The organism is Arthrobacter sp. YD2, from assembly GCF_030410475.1.
Lineage (GTDB): Bacteria > Actinomycetota > Actinomycetes > Actinomycetales > Micrococcaceae > Arthrobacter_B > Arthrobacter_B zhangbolii.
The window spans coordinates 883,292-900,452 of the sequence record NZ_JAUHHB010000002.1 but is presented as its reverse complement, the minus strand read 5'-3'; the positions used below and the strand labels follow the sequence as shown (position 1 = coordinate 900,452).

Here is a 17,161-nt window from a genome sequence, read left to right as displayed (position 1 = left end):
CATGAAGGGGTGAGTACTGGCCCCGACGGCGGCAGCGGCAACCGCGACTGCACCATCCTGCATGTGGACATGGATGCCTTTTATGTGTCCGTGGAATTGCTGAAGCGCCCCGACCTCGTTGGCAAGCCCGTGATCGTTGGCGGATTGGGCGGCCGGTCCGTGGTCCTTTCCGCGTCCTATGAGGCACGGCGCTATGGTGTGCGTTCGGCCATGCCGATGGCCGTGGCACGGCGCCAGTGCCCGCAGGCCACAGTGCTGGAACCGCACCAGGAGGTCTACCGCTCCTTCAGCAGGAAGCTGATGGAGATTTTCGAATCCATTACCCCGCAGGTGGAACAGCTCAGTGTCGATGAGGCTTTCCTGGACATCTCCGGATCCATGCGCAGACTGGGTGCGCCAAGGGAGATTGGCGAGCTGATTCGCGAACGGGTGGCAGCTGAGATGGGGATGACGGCAAGTGTCGGTATTGCCGCCACGAAATTCGTTGCCAAAATCGCCTCCACACGGTGCAAACCCAACGGGCTGCTCCTGGTTCCCAAAGAGCAGACCGTGGACTTCCTGCACACTCTGGACGTCTCCGCGCTGTGGGGAGTGGGAGCCAAGACGCGCGAGGTGCTGGCCCGGGTTGGTATTGCCACTGTTGCTGACGTGGCCAATACCCCGCCGAGTGTTCTCCGCCGTCTGCTCGGCGCGGTGGGTGATCACGTGTACGAACTTTCCTGGGGGCGGGATGCCCGTCAGGTGACCCCTGTCCGGAAGGAAAAAAGCATCGGTGCAGAGGAAACCTTCGCCCGGGACGTAAGTGATGACGAGGTGCTGCGAACCGAGCTGCTGCGCCTGGCCCACCGCAGCGCCGTCCGGCTGCGTGCCGCCGGCCTGCAGTGCCGGGCGGTATCCCTGAAGCTTCGGTACACGGATTTCACCACGCTGACCCGCAGCCGCACCCTGACCGAGCCGGTGGACAGTGCGCAGATGATTTACGAGGCGGCAAGGGGCCTGCTCGCCGCCTTGGGGAAGCGGCCGCAAAGCGTGCGCCTCATCGGACTCCGGGCCGAGCAGCTGGAGCCGGCGCAGGGTGCGGCCATGCAGCTGACCCTGGACGGGCGGGAAGACAACTGGCGTGCCACGGAGGACGCGCTCGACCGCATCAACCGGCGGTTCGGTGAAATGGGCGTAGTCCCGGCCCGGCTGATTGCCCCGGCCCGGCCGCGCACGCCGGACGGCGGGGGAGCGTCCCCGGCGGGCGGATCCGGGGCCTGAGCGGTGGGCGTTGACTGCTGGCGACCTACCCTGGACCGAATAGGTACATGCGCCGCTTTCGTGGCGACCCGTTGCACCCTATCCTTGGAATAAGTGCAAAGCAGCAGCGGGCCTGCGCAGGGAACATCCGGCGCCACACGTTCGTTGGCTGGTTTACAGGGGCAAAATCGGACGGCAAGGAGGCAGCAATGGCACTCTCGGAACACGAGCAGCGCTTGCTGGATCAACTGGAGCAGCAATTACACGCCGAGGACCCGAAATTCGCGAATTCGATGGCGACGTCGGCCGGGCGGGGTATCTCGACCAGGCGCATCGTGCTTGGTGCCTTGTTAGCGGTTGTGGGACTGGCGGTACTGTTGCTGGGCATTACTGAAGCCGGCATTGCCGTGGGGGTGGTCGGATTCCTCGTCATGGGTGCCGGGGTCTATTACGCGACCACGCGCGGACGGAAGAACCCGCCAAAAGCCACAGATGGCCGCAAGGAACGGGAACCCACTGCGCAGCGCGGGTTCATGAACAACCTCGAAAATAAATGGGACGAGCGCAAGCGCGACCAGCCGTAAGCGGCCGTACCGGCCAGGCCCCTGGGCCGAAGCGCTGATCCCGGAAAAAGACCCGCTACGGCGGGTCTTTTTTATGCCCCGGACGCGTACACCGTGTTGAATTCCCTCCACCTCGCTCCACCGGCGGCTATCCGCGGAATTTCGCGGATTTTTGAATCCGACGCGCCCGGAATCCAACACGCCAGAGCGTTGACTGTGGAGGGAAGTGGAGTAAAGTGGGGGACATAAGAGGGTAGGGGCGGTACTCGAGGGGTTTGCCCCCAATCAGACGGGGTGGTGACTGATGTTCCTGGGAACACATTCGCCACGTCTGGATGAGAAGGGGCGGCTGATCCTGCCAGCCAAGTTCCGCGAGGAACTGGCTGACGGCCTCGTCCTGACCAGAGGTCAGGAACGCTGCATCTACGTCTTCAGCCAGAAGGAATTCGAACGGGTCCACGACCAGATGAGGGAAGCTCCACTTTCCTCCCGCCAGGCGCGTGACTACATTCGGGTCTTTCTGTCCGGAGCCTCCGACGAAGTACCAGACAAGCAGGGCCGGGTCACCATTCCGCCGGCACTGCGGACGTACGCAGGACTCGGACGCGAACTGGCCGTCATTGGCGCAGGCACGCGGGCCGAGATCTGGGATGCGGGTGCCTGGCAGAACTACCTGGAAGAACAGGAGACCGCATTCTCGGAAACCGACGAGGACGCGATTCCCGGAATCTTCTAGCAGTACCGGACCCACCGGCAGGCACCGGTCGGATCTTGAATGAGATCTCCAGCCGCCCCACCGCCGCCCACCTGGCTTCCCTTCCCCGGAGCCAGGCGGCCGGCAGGTGAGGCGCGGATGGGGGTCTGGTTCAAGAACCGCCGGTTACCCGCCACCTGCTTTTAGAACACACCGGCACCACCACAACCTAAGGAAGCCCCAGATGAGCGAAGAGCGCCCCACCGAGGAACGGCATGTTCCGGTGCTGCGCGACCGCTGCATCAATCTCCTTGCCCCCTCCATTGAACGTGCCGTCGCGGACCACGGCAGGGCCGTCGTCGTCGACGCAACCCTGGGCATGGGCGGGCACAGCGAGGCAATGCTGCAGCGTTTTCCGCAGCTCCACCTGATCGGAATCGACCGTGACCAGCAGGCACTGGCCCTGGCAGGCAAGCGGCTGGAGCCGTTCGCCGACCGGATCGACCTGGTGCACGCGGTCTATGACGAGGTAGCCGAGGTGGTTCTCGATCTTGGCTTCGACGGGATCGACGGGGCACTGTTTGACCTGGGTGTCTCGTCCCTGCAGCTTGACGAACGAGACCGTGGTTTCGCCTACTCCTACGACGCGCCGCTGGACATGCGGATGGACACCACCCGCGGACAGACCGCGGCCGACGTCGTCAACACTTACAGCGAAGCGGAACTCGTACGCATCATCCGCAAGTGGGGTGAAGAGAAGTTTGCCGGGCGTATCGCCTCGGCAATTGCTGCCACACGGGCGGTCAAGCCGTTTACCACCACCGGCGAACTGGTTGAGGCCATCCGGGGTGTGGTGCCGGCCGGTGCTGCACGCACGGGAGGCCACCCGGCCAAACGGACCTTCCAGGCGCTGCGCATCGAAGTCAACGAGGAACTGGACGTGCTTGAACGCGCCATTCCTGCCGCGCTTTCCGTACTGAACCTTGGCGGACGTGTGGTGGTGATGTCCTACCACTCCCTCGAGGACAAGATCGTCAAGGGAGTATTTGCGGCAGGGGCACGCTCCTCGGCACCCAAGGGCTTCCCCGTTGAACTTGAACAGCACAAAGCCCAGCTCAAGCGGCTGACCAAGGGCACCGAAGTGCCTACGGAGGAGGAGATCGCGGAGAATCCCCGTGCAGCCTCCGCCAAGCTGCGGGCAGTAGAACGTATTCGCGAATCCATGGACGGGGCCTGGGAAAAATGAGTGAACGTCGGCCAACGGCCCGATACCGTACTTCTGCCGCGAATGCCGTAGTAGGCAATACGGCACGTGCCCTTGACTGGGATACAGCCCCGGCGTCTGAGCCGGCGCCCAGACGCCGCACGCCGCTCTCCCTGGTTCCCGCTGCTGCCGGGAGGAAACGGGCTCCATTTGCCGTTTTCTGCTTCGCTGCCCTGGTGCTTGGTCTCGCCTCCGTGCTGCTGCTCAACATCTCCGTATCCAGCGGCCAGTACGAACTGGTGGAGCTGCAAAGCCAGAAAACCGAACTTACCCAGCGCAACGAGGCGCTGACGCAGGAAATCGAGAACCATCAGGCACCCCAGGTCCTTGCCGCAGCGGCAGGGGAACTCGGTATGGTCTCCTCGCCGTCCTTCGGCACCATTGACCTGCAGACGCTCACCGTCACCGGAACCCCCGAACCGGCCAAGGACGGCGATCCGGCACCCGCGCAGATCGGCGCGCCCAGCGTCCTGACCCAGCCGATCACCCCGGCGCCTTCCGTGAATCCGGAACCGGCGCCGGATACTGTGAGGGCAGCCGAGGCAAAGGAAGAGGCAGCCGCGCAGGAGGCCGCTGCCGCCGCAGCGGCCGCGGAGGCCGGGCCGGAACCGGCACCCGACGCTGTTGTCGAAGCGGACCTGAACGGCGGAACCATTCCTGCTCCGGTCCAGAGAAGCGGAAACTGAAACAGGCCGGCAGGCATCAACTTTAGGTATTAACGAGGACACGTTGTGGCACAGACATCCGGCCCGAACAACCACAGGGTGGCCCTCGTTGCCAAGCGGCTGCGGATAGGACTGGTCGCGGCCCTCGTTCTCCTGACCGTCCTGGGGCTCCGGCTTTTCCATGTCCAGGCCCTGGATCCGGCCGGCATGGCCGAAGACGCCGTCGCCAACCGGCTCACCACCGTTAGTGTCCCGGCCCTCCGCGGAAGCATCCTCGACGCCAACGGCAACTATCTGGCCCGCAGTGTGGAACGCTTCGACATTGTGGTGGATCAGCGGCTGTCACAGCCCTACGCCGAGGACGAGGTCTTCCAACGCCGGGACTCCGAAGGCGTGCTGCAGGACATTACCTTTGACCAGGGTTTCGAGGAGCTCGCGGCGATCCTGGGCCAGGACACCGGGACCCTGCGTTCCTCGGTACTGGGGGAGAAGGGATTCAACTTCGTTGCCAAGACCGTCACCCCGGAAATCAAGGAGAAGGTCCTGGCAGTCAAATTCCCCGGCATCTACGCGGACCGGACCACGCTGCGCACCTATCCCTCCGGTGCGGTTGCCGGGTCCATCGTGGGTTTCCTGGGCACTGAAGGCGCCCAGGAAGGCCTTGAACTGACGCAGGATGAGATCCTCGCGGGTAAAGCCGGCAGCAAAACCTATGAAATCGGCGGGGACGGCATCCGGATTCCGTACGCCACCAACGAGGATGAGCCCGTGCAGGACGGGCAGTCCATCAAGCTCAGCATTGACCAGGACCTGCAGTGGTTCTCACAGCAGACCATCTCCGCCCAGGTGGAGGAATACAACGCCGAGTGGGGCAATATCGTTGTGATGGAGGCGGAAACGGGCAGGGTGGTTGCCCTCGCCGAGTCCACCACCGTGGACCCCAACAACCCGGGTGCCACCCCCGCCGAGTCCCGCAAGGCGCGGACCGTGACGGATTCCTTCGAACCGGGATCCACCACCAAGGTCATTACTATGGCTGCCGCAATCGAAGAGGGCCTGATCACCCCGGAATCGCAGTTCGCCATCGGCCCGAACTACACCGTGGACGGTCAGACATTCAAGGACGCCGCACCGCACGGCGACCTCCGGATGACGGCCTCAGGGGTGCTGGCGAAGTCCCTGAACACCGGAACCGTGATGATCGGGCAGCAGCTCACGCCGCGCGAACGCTACGACTGGCTGCGGAAGTTCGGCATCGGCCAGCCCCTGAACGTGGGGCTGAACGGGGAAACCTCGGGCATACTCTCCGATCCCGACGAATGGGACACCCGGCAGCAGTACACAGTGCTCTTCGGCCAGGGGCTGACACAGACAGCCCTGCACACTGCCAGTGTCTACCAGACCATTGCCAACGACGGCGTGCGGATTCCGCCCAGCATCATCGACTCCGTGATCGATGAGGACGGCACCGAGAAGCCGGTTGAAAAACCTGAGGCAACCCGCGTTGTGTCCAAGGAGACAGCCGGGGAGGTCCGGCGCATGCTGGAGACCGTCACGGTGGACGGTTCCGGCGCCACGGGCGCCCTGGAGCAGTACCGGGTGGGGTCCAAAACGGGTACTGCCGAGGCTCCCGGTCCCAACGGCGGCTACAGCGGCTCCACGCTCTCCTATGCTGGTATTGCGCCTTTGGAGGATCCCAAGTACGTGGTTGTGGTGACCCTTCAGCGGCCGCAGGGCGACCTTTACTACATTATTCCGGGGCAGTCCTTCCAGAAGGTCATGGAGCAGGCGCTCGTCAGCAGCAACGTACCGCCCTCCACGGGAAAGCCGGAGACCTACCCCATTGAGTACTAAATCGGAGAGCAACGAAGTGCCAACAAGTGAAAACCAGCTGGCCGGATCAGGGCTGCGTCCTGCAGCGGTCCAGCCCGTCACCGTGCGTGCCGCCGTAGACCGCCTGCCGGCGGCTCTTCGTGACGTCGCGGCAGCCCCCGGCACCGCGGACGGGGCCTGGGCCACCGAGTTGACGGGACTGACCATCAATTCCCGCGAGGTGCGCCCCGGGGACCTCTACGTGGGAGTGGCAGGTGCACGCCATCACGGTGCCCGCTTCGCGCAGGCAGCGGAAGCAGCCGGAGCAGCTGCGGTGCTGACCGATGCTGCCGGGCTCGCCGAAATGGGCAGCCCCGGCATCCCGGTCTTCGTGGCAGGGGATGTCCGACGGCTGGTTGGCCCGCTTGCCGCCGCCGTCTTTGACAGCGTTCCCGCCCAAGGCCGCCGCCCCGCCCTGTTCGGCATCACCGGCACGAACGGCAAAACCACCACGTCCTACTTCCTGAACTCGCTCCTGCAGGCCCTCGGGCGTACCACCGGCCTTATCGGCACCATCGAGATCCAGGCCGGCGCCGAATCCATTCCCAGCGTCCTGACCACCCCGGAATCCCCGCAGGTGCACGGGCTGCTTGCCCTGATGCGCGAACGCGGACTCGACGCCGCCACCATGGAGGTTTCATCCCACGCGATTGCCTACCGCCGGGTGGACGGTGTGCGCTTCGATGTCGCCGGGTTTACCAACCTGACCCAGGACCATTTGGACCTGCACGGGTCGATGGAGGAGTACTTCGCTGCCAAAGCCGCACTGTTCCAGCCAGACCGCTCGCGGCAGGCCGTCATCACCGTGGATGACGAATGGGGTGCGCGGATGGCAGCCTCGGCAGGTGTTCCCGTGCTGACCCTGGCCACCGACGGCGCCGATCACGGCGCGGACTGGAACGTCACCGATGTGGAACCGCGCGGCCTCGGCCACTCCTTCGTGCTGCGCGGACCGGCGGGGGAGAAGCTGCGCGTCTCCACCGCCCTGCCCGGCGGATTCAACGTTTCGAACGCCGCGCTGGCGACCGTTATGGTGCGGGCAGCAGGGGTCCCGGCCGCGGACCTGCAGGAGGCCCTGGCAGCGCATGATCCGTTCACCGTTGAGGTCCCGGGCCGGATGCAGCTGATCGGTGAGGCTCCGGCTGCCATTGTCGACTTCGCGCACAACCCGGATGCGCTGACCCGCACCTTGGCGTCCGTCCGCCGTCCGGACGCTGACGCCCGGGTCATTGTGGTGTTTGGTGCCACAGGTGAGCGGGACCAGACCAAACGCCCGCTGATGGGTGCCATCGCAGCGCGGCTCGCCGACGTCGTTATAGTCACCGACGATGACCCGCACGGAGAAGACGCGGGAGCCATCCGGGCAGATGTGCGCCGCGGGGCGGACGCTGCCGCGACGGACGAGGGGCTCGACTGCGTGATTGAAGAGGTGGCCCCCCGGGCAGCGGCCATCGACCGCGCCGTTGAACTCGCCCGGCCGCAGGACACCGTGCTTGTTGCCGGCCGCGGACACGAGGTGTGGCAGGAGGTCATGGGCGAGAACCTGGCCCTCGATGACCGGGTGGAACTGCGCCATGCTTTGACAAGATACGGATTCAGTGCCCTGACTAGCGACGGGGTAGAGTCCTAAATCGTTATGATTGAACTTAATGCAGCCGAAATAGCGGCTATTACAGGCGGCGAGCTCATTGGGCCCGCTGCGCAGGGCACCGGTTTTGCCGTGACTTCCGCCACAACGGATTCGCGTGAAGCCACGCAGGGTTCGCTTTTCATAGCCAAGCCCGGAGAGAATTCCGACGGCCACCTCTTTGTGGGGGCAGCCTTTGACCAGGGAGCGCAGCTCGCCCTGGTGGAACGGCCGGTTACGGACGACGCCGGCAACCTCTTCCCGGCAGTCATGGTGCCTGACGTTGTCCTCGCCATGGGCGCCATGGCAGCGGAGATCATCCGCCGCCTGCGTGAAAACGGCGAGTTGACCGTCATCGGCATCACCGGCTCGGCAGGCAAGACCACCACGAAGGACCTGCTGGCCGGCGTACTGGCCTCCGCAGGCCCCACGGTGGCCCCCGTGGGTTCCTACAACGGTGAAGTGGGACTGCCGCTGACCGTCTTCACCGCCGATTACGACACCCGGTATCTCGTGATGGAAATGGGTGCCACCGGCATCGGGCACATTCGCTACCTGGCGGACATCGTCAAGCCCGACATCGGGGTTGTGCTGTTCGTGGGCTCGGCACACGCCGGCGAGTTTGGCGGCGTGGAGAACATCGCCGTCGCCAAGGGTGAACTGGTCGAGGCCCTGCCCGCCACCGGCACCGCCATCCTCAACGCCGACGACGTCCGGGTGGCCGCCATGGCCTCCCGCACCCAGGCACCGGTGCTGTACTTCACCTCATCGCCGGAGGAAGCGCATGGCACCAAGAACGCCGTCCGTGCGGTGGACACCGGCACCGACGCCGAGGGACGGCCGGTTTTCACCCTGCTCCTGCCCGACGGCGGCCGGTACGGCATCCGCTCGGGCCTGATCGGCGCACACCACACGGCCAACCTGCTGGCTGCGGCGGCTGCCGCCTATGCCGCGGGCATCCCCGGAGAGCAGATTGCCGCCGGGCTCAACGGGCGTGCCGCTGCCAGCCGCTGGCGGATGGAACGCACCGACCGGGCTGACGGCGTCACCGTCATTAATGACGCCTACAACGCCAACCCTGAATCCATGCGCGCAGCCCTGCGCACCCTGGCCGAACTCGGACGGGAACGCCGTACCTGGGCGGTGCTGGGCGAAATGCTGGAGCTGGGTGATGATTCCGTCACCGAGCACGATGCCATCGGGCGGTATGCCGTTCGGCTGAACATCTCCAAACTCATTGTTGTTGGCACCGGCGCCCGTGCCATGCACACCGGCGCCGTGATGGAGGGTTCCTGGGGGGATGAGTCCACCTTTGTGGAAACGGCCGAAGACGCTGAACGCATCCTCGAGGAATCCCTGGCCCCCGGCGATATTGTCCTGTTCAAATCCTCCAACGGGGCCGCACTGCGCTTCCTCGGCGATCGGATAGCCTTGACCTCTGCACCACTGACTTCCACCGATTCGGCTGTCCCGCCGGTCCGTACCGACGGGACCGGAGGCGACACGAAGTGATTTCCCTGCTTGTCGGGTCATCGCTGGCCCTGGTCTTCGCCTTTGCCGGCACACCCCTTTTCATCCGGTTCCTGGTGCGCAAGGGATACGGCCAGTTCGTTCGCGATGACGGCCCCACCTCGCACCACACCAAACGCGGCACCCCCACCATGGGCGGCGCCGTCATTGTGGCCTCGGTGGTGGCTGCGTATTTCATTACCCACCTGATCAGCGGCATGCTCGGCTTCGGCTCGTACAGCCCGACGGCGTCCGGCCTGCTGGTCCTGCTGCTTACGGTGGGCATGGGCATGGTCGGTTTTATTGACGACTACACCAAGATTTCCAAGCAGCGAAGCCTCGGCCTCAACGCCACCGCGAAGATCATCCTGCAGGCCGCCGTCGGCATAGCCTTCGCCGTTCTCGCCCTGCAGTTCCCCAACGAACAGGGCCGCACCCCGGCGTCCACGGCCATCTCCTTTGTCCGCGATACGGGTGTTGACCTGGCCTTTGCCGGCACCATTATTGGTGCGATCCTGTTCGTCCTCTGGTCACTGCTTATCACCACAGGCACCACCAACGGCGTGAACCTGGCCGACGGCCTGGACGGCCTCGCCGCCGGTGCATCGGTGCTGGTGTTCGGGGCCTACTTCCTCATCGGCATCTGGCAGTACAACCAAAGCTGCGGTTCCCCGACGGCCGGTGCCGTCTGTTACGAGGTCCGCGACCCCATGGACCTTGCCCTGCTCGCAGGTGCCATGGCCGGCGCCCTGATCGGCTTCCTGTGGTGGAATACCGCTCCGGCGAAGATCTTCATGGGGGACACCGGCTCGCTGGCCATCGGCGGTGCTATTGCCGCTTTCGCCATCCTGTCCAGGACGGAACTGCTGCTGGTGATCCTGGCGGGCCTGTTCGTGATCATCACCCTTTCGGTCATCATCCAGGTGGGGTACTTCAAGATCAGCGGCGGCAAGCGCGTGTTCAAGATGGCTCCGCTGCAGCACCACTTTGAACTCAAAGGCTGGGCTGAAGTGACCGTGGTGGTCCGGTTCTGGATCATTGCCGGCCTGTGCGTCGCGGTGGCCCTGGGCATCTTCTACGCAGAATGGGTGGTAGGACATTGAGCGCGCCCCTTTCCGAACTGACAACCTGGGATGCCGACTGGAGCGGACTGCGCGTAGTGGTCACCGGCATCGGCCTCTCCGGTTTTTCCGCAGCGGACACCCTCATTGAGCTTGGCGCCCGCGTCGTCGTGGTGGACGCGCGCGACACGGAGGAGAACCGTGCCAAGGCGGACACCTTGCGCATTGTGGGAGCGGTTGACGTGCTGCTCGGCGCGGACGCCGTTGCCGGCCTGCCACAGGTCGAAGGCGAAGCAGCCGAGCTTGTGGTCACCTCACCGGGCTTCCGGCCAACGCACCCTGTGCTGCTGGCAGCCGAAGCCGCGGATATCCCCGTCTGGGGCGACGTCGAGCTGGCCTGGCGGGTGCGTATCCGTGAAGGCCGCAAGACTGCCCAGTGGCTGGCCATTACCGGAACCAACGGCAAGACCACCACCGTCTCCATGACCGAGAGCATGCTCCGCGCTGCGGGGCTGCGCGCCATCGCCGCCGGCAACGTGGGTACCCCCATCCTGGATGCCATCCGGGATCCGGAAGGCTACGACGCCATCGCAGTGGAGCTCTCCAGCTTCCAGCTGCACTGGACGCATTCCATCTCACCGCTGGCCAGCGTGTGCCTGAACCTGGCCGAAGACCACGTGGACTGGCATGGCTCCTACGCTGCCTACCGGGACGCGAAGGCAAAAATCTACGAAAATACGCAGGTTGCCTGCATCTACAACGCCGAGCAGCACGAGACCGAGTCCATGGTCGAAGAGGCGGACGTTGTGGAGGGCTGCCGGGCCGTCGGATTCACCACGGGCGTGCCGGCCGTGAGCATGGTCGGTGTGGTTGAAGGACTGCTGGTGGACCGTGCGTTCATTGAGCAGCGCAAGGACTCCGCAGCCGAGCTCGCGTCCATGGCTGACCTGGGTGAGTACGCGCCGCGCCACATGGTGGCCAACGCCCTGGCCGCCGCCGCACTGGTACGGGCCTATGGCGTTGAGCCTGTAGCCGTCCGCGACGGACTGCGCGCCTACTCGCCCGGCGACCACCGGATCCAGCCGGTGGCCCGGTTGGAAGACATCCTGTGGGTCAATGACTCCAAGGCCACCAACCCGCATGCTGCCGCTGCCTCACTGGCCGCCTTCAGCAGTGTGGTGTGGATTGCCGGCGGACTGTCCAAGGGCGTCGGATATGACGATCTGGTGTCCGCCCACCGGGGCCGCCTCAAGGCAGTGGTCCTGATCGGTGTGCAGACCGAGGACCTGCGGGCATCACTGGCAAGACACGCCCCCGATGTCCCGGTGATAGAGGCACTCCCGGCGCAGACTGGTGAGCAGGAAGAACCCGTGACCAGCGCCGAGGAAGTCATGGCCCGTGCCGTGGCGGCAGCCGCCGCCGTGGCGGAAGCCGGGGACACGGTCCTGATGGCGCCGGCAGCGGCGTCCATGGACCAGTTCACCTCCTACGCCCACCGCGGCGAGGCTTTTATCGAAGCCGTGGCAGGGTACGTGGGCGAACGGCAGGCGCAGGAACCGGAAGAGGGACCGGAACAGGCACAGGAACCGGGACAGGCACAGACCCCGAAGGAGCCCTAGAGTGGTCACCACGCCCACCGGCAGCAAACGCAAACCGGCACTGCGCCGGAGCCCTGCGGACATCGCCGGAACAGGCAAGGGCGCGGTGACCGGACCCGACACAGCGGGCAACGGACGGTCGCCCGGCAAGGACAGTACCTCCGGCACCGGTACCAAACGCGTGCCCCGGAGGGAGCGTTTCCTGGTCTTCCTGGAAGGCAGCGGCCGAAGCGCCACCGGTTCCAGCTACTACACCATCCTCGGTGCCACCCTGGCCCTGACGGCCATCGGCCTGATGATGGTGCTCTCGGCGTCGTCGGTGGAATCCATCGCCGCTGCCGCGGGAAGCGACGCCGGTGCCGCAACCACCTTTGACCTGTTCCTGAAGCAGTCCATGTTCGCTGCCGCCGGCGTCGTGGCGATGCTGGGCCTGTCGCGGCTCGGGCCGCGGCAATACCGCTGGTTCGCCTGGCCGCTGTATTTCGTGGGCGTTATCCTTCTGGGCCTCGTGCTGGTCATCGGCAAGGAAGTCAACGGCAACAAAAACTGGATCGAGATCGGACCGGTTACCGGCCAGCCCTCGGAAGCAGTCAAGCTGGCGATGGCCATCTGGTTCGCCGCGGTGCTCTCCCGCAAGGGAGCGCTGGTCACGGAATGGAAGCACGCCCTGATTCCGGTTGTGCCCGGCGGCGGCCTCCTGATCATCCTGGTCATGGCGGGAAGCGACCTTGGCACCGTGATCATCATGGGAATGATCATGCTGGCGGCGTTGTTTTTCGCCGGATCACCCATGCGTTTCCTGGGCGCCCTTTTCGCTGTGGCGTCTGCAGGTGCCCTGCTGATGTCGGTGGTCAGCAGCAACCGTTCCAACCGCATCAGCGCCTGGCTGAAACTCGACTGCAGCACCGGTCTCTGCGACCAGTCCAACGCCGGCATGTATGCCTTGGCCTCCGGCGGCTGGCTGGGCGTGGGAATCGGCCAGAGCCGGCAGAAATGGAACTGGATACCGGAAGCGCATAACGACTTTATCTTCGCGATCATCGGCGAGGAGTTCGGCCTGGTGGGCACCCTGGTGGTGGTCAGCCTGTTCGCGGTGCTCGCCGTGGCTACAGTGCGCGTCACCATGCGCCATACCGACCCGTTCATCCGCATTGTCTGCGGCAGCATCCTGGTATGGATTGTGGGCCAGGCATTCGTGAACATTGCCATGGTCACGGGCCTGCTGCCCGTCATCGGCGTCCCCCTGCCCTTTATTTCCTACGGCGGCTCCTCGCTGACCTTCACCCTCGCCGCTGTCGGCGTCCTGCTTTCCTTTGCCCGAAAAATCCCCGAAAGTGAACCAACAGCTCCATGACGCAGCATCCCTTGTCCGTAGTCCTGGCCGGAGGCGGCACAGCCGGGCACATCAGCCCGTTGCTGGCCATTGCCGATGCCCTCAGGGCAGAACGTCCAGACACCCGCATCACCGTGGTGGGAACGGCATCCGGCATGGAAACCCGACTGGTACCGGCGGCCGGCTACGAGCTGGCGACCATCGACCGTGTCCCCATGCCGCGCCGTCCCAGCGGTGACCTGGTCAAGCTTCCGGTACGGCTGGTCCGCGCGGTCCAGCAGGCCGGCGCCATCCTGGACCAGGCCGCGGCCGACGTCGTTGTGGGTGTGGGCGGGTATGTCTCCACCCCCGTGTACCTTGCGGCCCGCCGGCGTTCGATCCCTGTGATCGTTCATGAAGCCAATGCGCGCCCGGGCCTCGCCAACCGGGTGGGCGCCCGGTTCGCAGCCGTCACCGGCGTGGCCTTCGCACAGACCCAGCTGCCCGGCGCCGTCCACGTAGGGATGCCGATGCGCCGGGAAATCTCCGGGCTGGACCGAAGCGCGGCCCGGGCCGCAGCCCGGCAGGCACTTGGCCTGGCCGCGGAGACGCCCACCCTGGTGGTGACCGGCGGCTCCTCCGGCGCAGCCAGCATCAACCGGGCCGTGGAGGCCGCTCTTCCGGCACTGGCGGCAGCCGGCATCCAGACGCTGCACATCACCGGCCGGGGCAAATCCCTGACCGACTCCGCGGGGCAGCGGCTTGCCGCACCCGGCTACACCCAGGTGGAATACGTGGACGGCATGGAAACCGCCTACGCCGCCGCGGACCTGCTGCTGGCCCGCGCCGGAGCCGGTACGGTCTGCGAAATCAGTGCCGTGGGTCTGCCGGCCGTACTGGTTCCGCTGCCGCACGGCAACGGCGAACAGGCCCTGAACGCCGAATCCCTGGTAGCCGCCGGGGGAGCGCTCACTGTTGCGGATTCACTCTTCACAGCCGACTGGATTTCCGGCAGGCTGATACCTTTGCTGGCTGACCCTGCGGCGCTGGACGCAATGTCCAAAGCCTCCGCCTCCCTCGGTATCCGTGACGCGGACCGCCGCATGGCTGGCTTCATCCTCGAAACGAGCGGCAGGTCCAAGGCATGATCAGCAGACTGAATCCGTCCGAACTGGGCCGGGTGCACTTCATCGGACTGGGCGGCGCCGGCATGTCCGCCGTGGCCCGGGTACTGCTCGCGCAGGGAATTCCCGTGTCCGGTTCCGACGCGAAGGATTCCCCCGGACTGCGTGCCCTCGGCGCCCTCGGCGCCAGGACCTTCGTGGGCCACGACGCCGCGCATGTGGCCGAGGCCGATACCGTGGTGGTTTCCACCGCCATCCGTGAGCAGAACCCTGAGCTGGCCGAGGCCCGGCGCCTCGGGCTGCGGGTCATCCACCGCTCCGTGGCGCTTTCGGCCGCCATGGGCGATAAGGACCTGGTTGCGGTGGCCGGAACGCACGGCAAAACCACCACTACCGCCATGGTCACCGTGATGCTGCGCGAAGCCGGCCTGGACCCGTCCTTTGCCATCGGCGGAGACGTCGCGGCCCTTGGCGTTAATGCCGCCTCCGGATCCGGTCCCGTGTTCGTGGCCGAAGCCGATGAGTCCGACGGTTCCTTCCTCAACTACACACCGCAGATCATCGTGGTGACGAACGTTGAGGCGGACCACCTGGACCACTACGGAACCGAGGACGCCGTTTTTGCGGCGTTCGATGCGTTTACCTCCCTCCTGCCCTCCGACGGCCTGCTCGTCGCCTGTGCCGACGACGCCGGGGCAGCCGCCCTCCTCCGGCGCAACGAAGGGGTGCGGGCTGCGACCTACGGGTACGCGGAGAACGCGGATATCCGAATTTCGGACACCAGGCCGCAGGGATCCGGCTCCTCCAGCACCCTGACCTACACTGCGGACGGCCAGGCCTGCCAGGTCCGGCTTGATCTTCAGGTGCCGGGGGCCCACAACATCCTCAACGCTGCGGCAGCCTTTGCCGTGGCCCTGGAACTCGGGGTTGACCCGAACGTTGCCGCGGCGGGCCTGGGCACGTTTTCCGGTGCCGCGCGGCGCTTCGAGTCCCGCGGAGCGTCCAGGGGAGTGCGGGTCTACGATGACTACGCCCATCACCCGACGGAAGTGAATGCCGCCCTGAAGGCAGCCCGAACCGTCGCGGACGGACACCGCGTCCACGTGCTCTTCCAGCCGCACCTGTTCAGCCGCACACGGAACTTTGCCGCCGAATTCGCGCAGGCACTGGATCTGGCGGACACTGCCACCGTGCTGGACATTTATCCTGCCCGCGAGGACCCGATTGAAGGGGTCACCAGCGAGCTGATCACCTCCCGGCTCAGTGTCCCGGGCGGGTACGTGGAGGATCCACAAGCCGCCGTGGAACGGGTGGCCGACGGCGCCCGGGACGGCGACGTCATCCTCACCGTGGGTGCCGGGGACGTCACCCGCCTCGGCGCCGATCTGGTGGCCCGCCTGGCCGCCCGCAACGGCGGGGATGCCGCGGACGCCACGGCAGGGAAAACCCCTGATGGCCGGTAGGAAGCGCCGCACGAAGGATGAGGAAACCATTACGGCCACCAAGGCGCTGCCCGGCGCCGGGGACGGGGCGGACCCGTCGGGTCCGGCCGCCCGCGGACCGTCCGCGCGGACACCGGCGTCTGCCGGTACACGGGCGGGATCAGCCGGCATGAAGTCGGGCGGGCGTACGCTCGCGGCCAAGGCCTCCGCCGCCAGGTCCGCGAAAACCCCACGTCCGGAAGCAGCAGGCAGAGCTGCCGGCCAGCGTGAACCCGCTGCTGCACGCACGGCTGCCGGGACCACCTCCGGGACCACTTCGGGGAACCCTGCCGGAAAGGCTTCAGGGAACCCGGCCGGGAACCGGGCAACGGGTTCCGCTCCGGATCCGGCCCGTACCCGGGGCCGGACTCCAACCCCGGAAGCAGGCCGTAAGCCGCCCGCAACCGTCCTGGCCTTCCCGGAGCCGCCCCGGCGCAAACGCAGGCGCAATGCCTGGATTGCCGCCGTGTCGGCCCTGCTGCTGACCGGACTGTTCTTCGCGTTCCTGTTTTTCTCCCCTGCCCTGGCACTGAAAACCGTGGTGGTGGAGGGAACCCAGCTGCTGCCGCGCGAACAGGCAGAGGCAGCGCTGGAGCCGCTCAAAGGCCGGACCCTGCCCTCCATCTCGGATGCAGACGTGGAGAGCCTGCTGGCGGACCGGCCGGAAATCGAATCGCTGAAGGTGGCCGCGCAGCCGCCCTCCACGCTGCTGGTCACAGTCACCGAGCGGATGCCCGTTGCCGTCCTGCAGGACGGCGCCCAGCACGTTCTCATTGATGAAGAGGGCCGCCGGCTGGCGGTTGCCGCTGACCGGGCCGCCGTCCCCCTGCCCCTGATTGCGGGCGGAACCGAGGCGGTCAACGCAGAGGTATTCCCCAGCATCACCTCGGTGCTGGCGGCACTGCCGGCGGAGGTCCTGGGCCGGTTGGAGAGTGCCTCGGCGCAGACCGTGGATTCCGTTGAACTGAAACTCAACAGCGGCCAAACGGTATTCTGGGGGAGCGCCGACGCCAGCGCGGCCAAAGCCCGGGTGCTGGAAGCGCTGTTGAAAATGGCGCCCACCGATCCGCCGGTTGAGGTCTATGACGTCAGCGCGCCGGACAGGCCGGTGACCAGGTGAGCGCTACGCGGGAGTGGCGAAAGTTTCCTCCG

At 66.0% G+C, this 17,161-nt stretch carries 14 protein-coding genes; all 14 read left to right on the top strand.

Annotated elements, in window-relative coordinates:
* The first annotated feature begins 9 nt into the window (after nucleotides 1-9).
* Complete coding sequence (gene dinB, locus QWJ37_RS10810) at nucleotides 10-1,260, top strand: DNA polymerase IV (RefSeq protein WP_227902304.1); 1,251 nt, start codon at nucleotides 10-12, stop codon at nucleotides 1,258-1,260.
* 188 nt (nucleotides 1,261-1,448) lie between these two features.
* Entirely contained in the window at nucleotides 1,449-1,823 is a 375-nt protein-coding gene (locus QWJ37_RS10805) for a DUF3040 domain-containing protein (protein ID WP_227902303.1), read from the top strand.
* A gap of 283 nt (nucleotides 1,824-2,106) precedes the next feature.
* Nucleotides 2,107-2,538: a division/cell wall cluster transcriptional repressor MraZ gene (gene mraZ, locus QWJ37_RS10800; RefSeq protein WP_227902302.1), complete on the top strand. Its 432-nt coding sequence runs from the start codon at nucleotides 2,107-2,109 to the stop codon at nucleotides 2,536-2,538.
* Nucleotides 2,539-2,740: 202 nt separating this feature from the next.
* Entirely contained in the window at nucleotides 2,741-3,742 is a 1,002-nt protein-coding gene (gene rsmH, locus QWJ37_RS10795; protein WP_290245260.1) for a 16S rRNA (cytosine(1402)-N(4))-methyltransferase RsmH, read from the top strand.
* Complete coding sequence (locus QWJ37_RS10790; RefSeq protein ID WP_290245259.1) at nucleotides 3,739-4,446, top strand: hypothetical protein; 708 nt, start codon at nucleotides 3,739-3,741, stop codon at nucleotides 4,444-4,446. The genes rsmH and QWJ37_RS10790 overlap by 4 nt, the downstream gene beginning before the upstream one ends.
* Nucleotides 4,447-4,491: 45 nt before the next feature.
* Entirely contained in the window at nucleotides 4,492-6,279 is a 1,788-nt protein-coding gene (locus tag QWJ37_RS10785; RefSeq protein ID WP_227902299.1) for a penicillin-binding protein 2, read from the top strand.
* Nucleotides 6,269-7,927 carry a UDP-N-acetylmuramoyl-L-alanyl-D-glutamate--2,6-diaminopimelate ligase gene (locus QWJ37_RS10780; RefSeq protein ID WP_227902298.1) on the top strand — a complete coding sequence of 553 codons (1,659 nt, stop codon included), beginning with the start codon at nucleotides 6,269-6,271 and terminating at the stop codon, nucleotides 7,925-7,927. Before QWJ37_RS10785 ends, QWJ37_RS10780 begins: the two co-directional genes overlap by 11 nt.
* Nucleotides 7,928-7,933: 6 nt before the next feature.
* The gene (murF, locus tag QWJ37_RS10775) at nucleotides 7,934-9,436 is read left to right on the top strand and encodes a UDP-N-acetylmuramoyl-tripeptide--D-alanyl-D-alanine ligase (protein WP_227928045.1); all 1,503 of its coding nucleotides are present in this window, start codon (nucleotides 7,934-7,936) and stop codon (nucleotides 9,434-9,436) included.
* Nucleotides 9,433-10,536 (top strand): phospho-N-acetylmuramoyl-pentapeptide-transferase, encoded by a 1,104-nt coding sequence (gene mraY / locus QWJ37_RS10770; protein WP_227902296.1) that lies wholly within the window; start codon nucleotides 9,433-9,435, stop codon nucleotides 10,534-10,536. Before murF ends, mraY begins: the two co-directional genes overlap by 4 nt.
* Nucleotides 10,518-12,113: a UDP-N-acetylmuramoyl-L-alanine--D-glutamate ligase gene (gene murD, locus QWJ37_RS10765; protein WP_227902295.1), complete on the top strand. Its 1,596-nt coding sequence runs from the start codon at nucleotides 10,518-10,520 to the stop codon at nucleotides 12,111-12,113. The genes mraY and murD overlap by 19 nt, the downstream gene beginning before the upstream one ends.
* Before the next feature lies 1 nt (nucleotide 12,114).
* The gene (ftsW, locus tag QWJ37_RS10760; RefSeq protein WP_227902294.1) at nucleotides 12,115-13,446 is read left to right on the top strand and encodes a putative lipid II flippase FtsW; all 1,332 of its coding nucleotides are present in this window, start codon (nucleotides 12,115-12,117) and stop codon (nucleotides 13,444-13,446) included.
* Entirely contained in the window at nucleotides 13,443-14,552 is a 1,110-nt protein-coding gene (gene murG / locus QWJ37_RS10755; RefSeq protein WP_227902293.1) for an undecaprenyldiphospho-muramoylpentapeptide beta-N-acetylglucosaminyltransferase, read from the top strand. The genes ftsW and murG overlap by 4 nt, the downstream gene beginning before the upstream one ends.
* Nucleotides 14,549-15,991, top strand: coding sequence for a UDP-N-acetylmuramate--L-alanine ligase (murC, locus tag QWJ37_RS10750; RefSeq protein WP_290245257.1), 1,443 nt, complete (start codon nucleotides 14,549-14,551; stop codon nucleotides 15,989-15,991). The genes murG and murC overlap by 4 nt, the downstream gene beginning before the upstream one ends.
* A complete protein-coding gene (locus QWJ37_RS10745) occupies nucleotides 15,981-17,129 on the top strand; it encodes a cell division protein FtsQ/DivIB (protein ID WP_290245256.1) in 1,149 nt (382 codons plus the stop codon). The genes murC and QWJ37_RS10745 overlap by 11 nt, the downstream gene beginning before the upstream one ends.
* The last annotated feature ends 32 nt before the right edge of the window (nucleotides 17,130-17,161 follow it).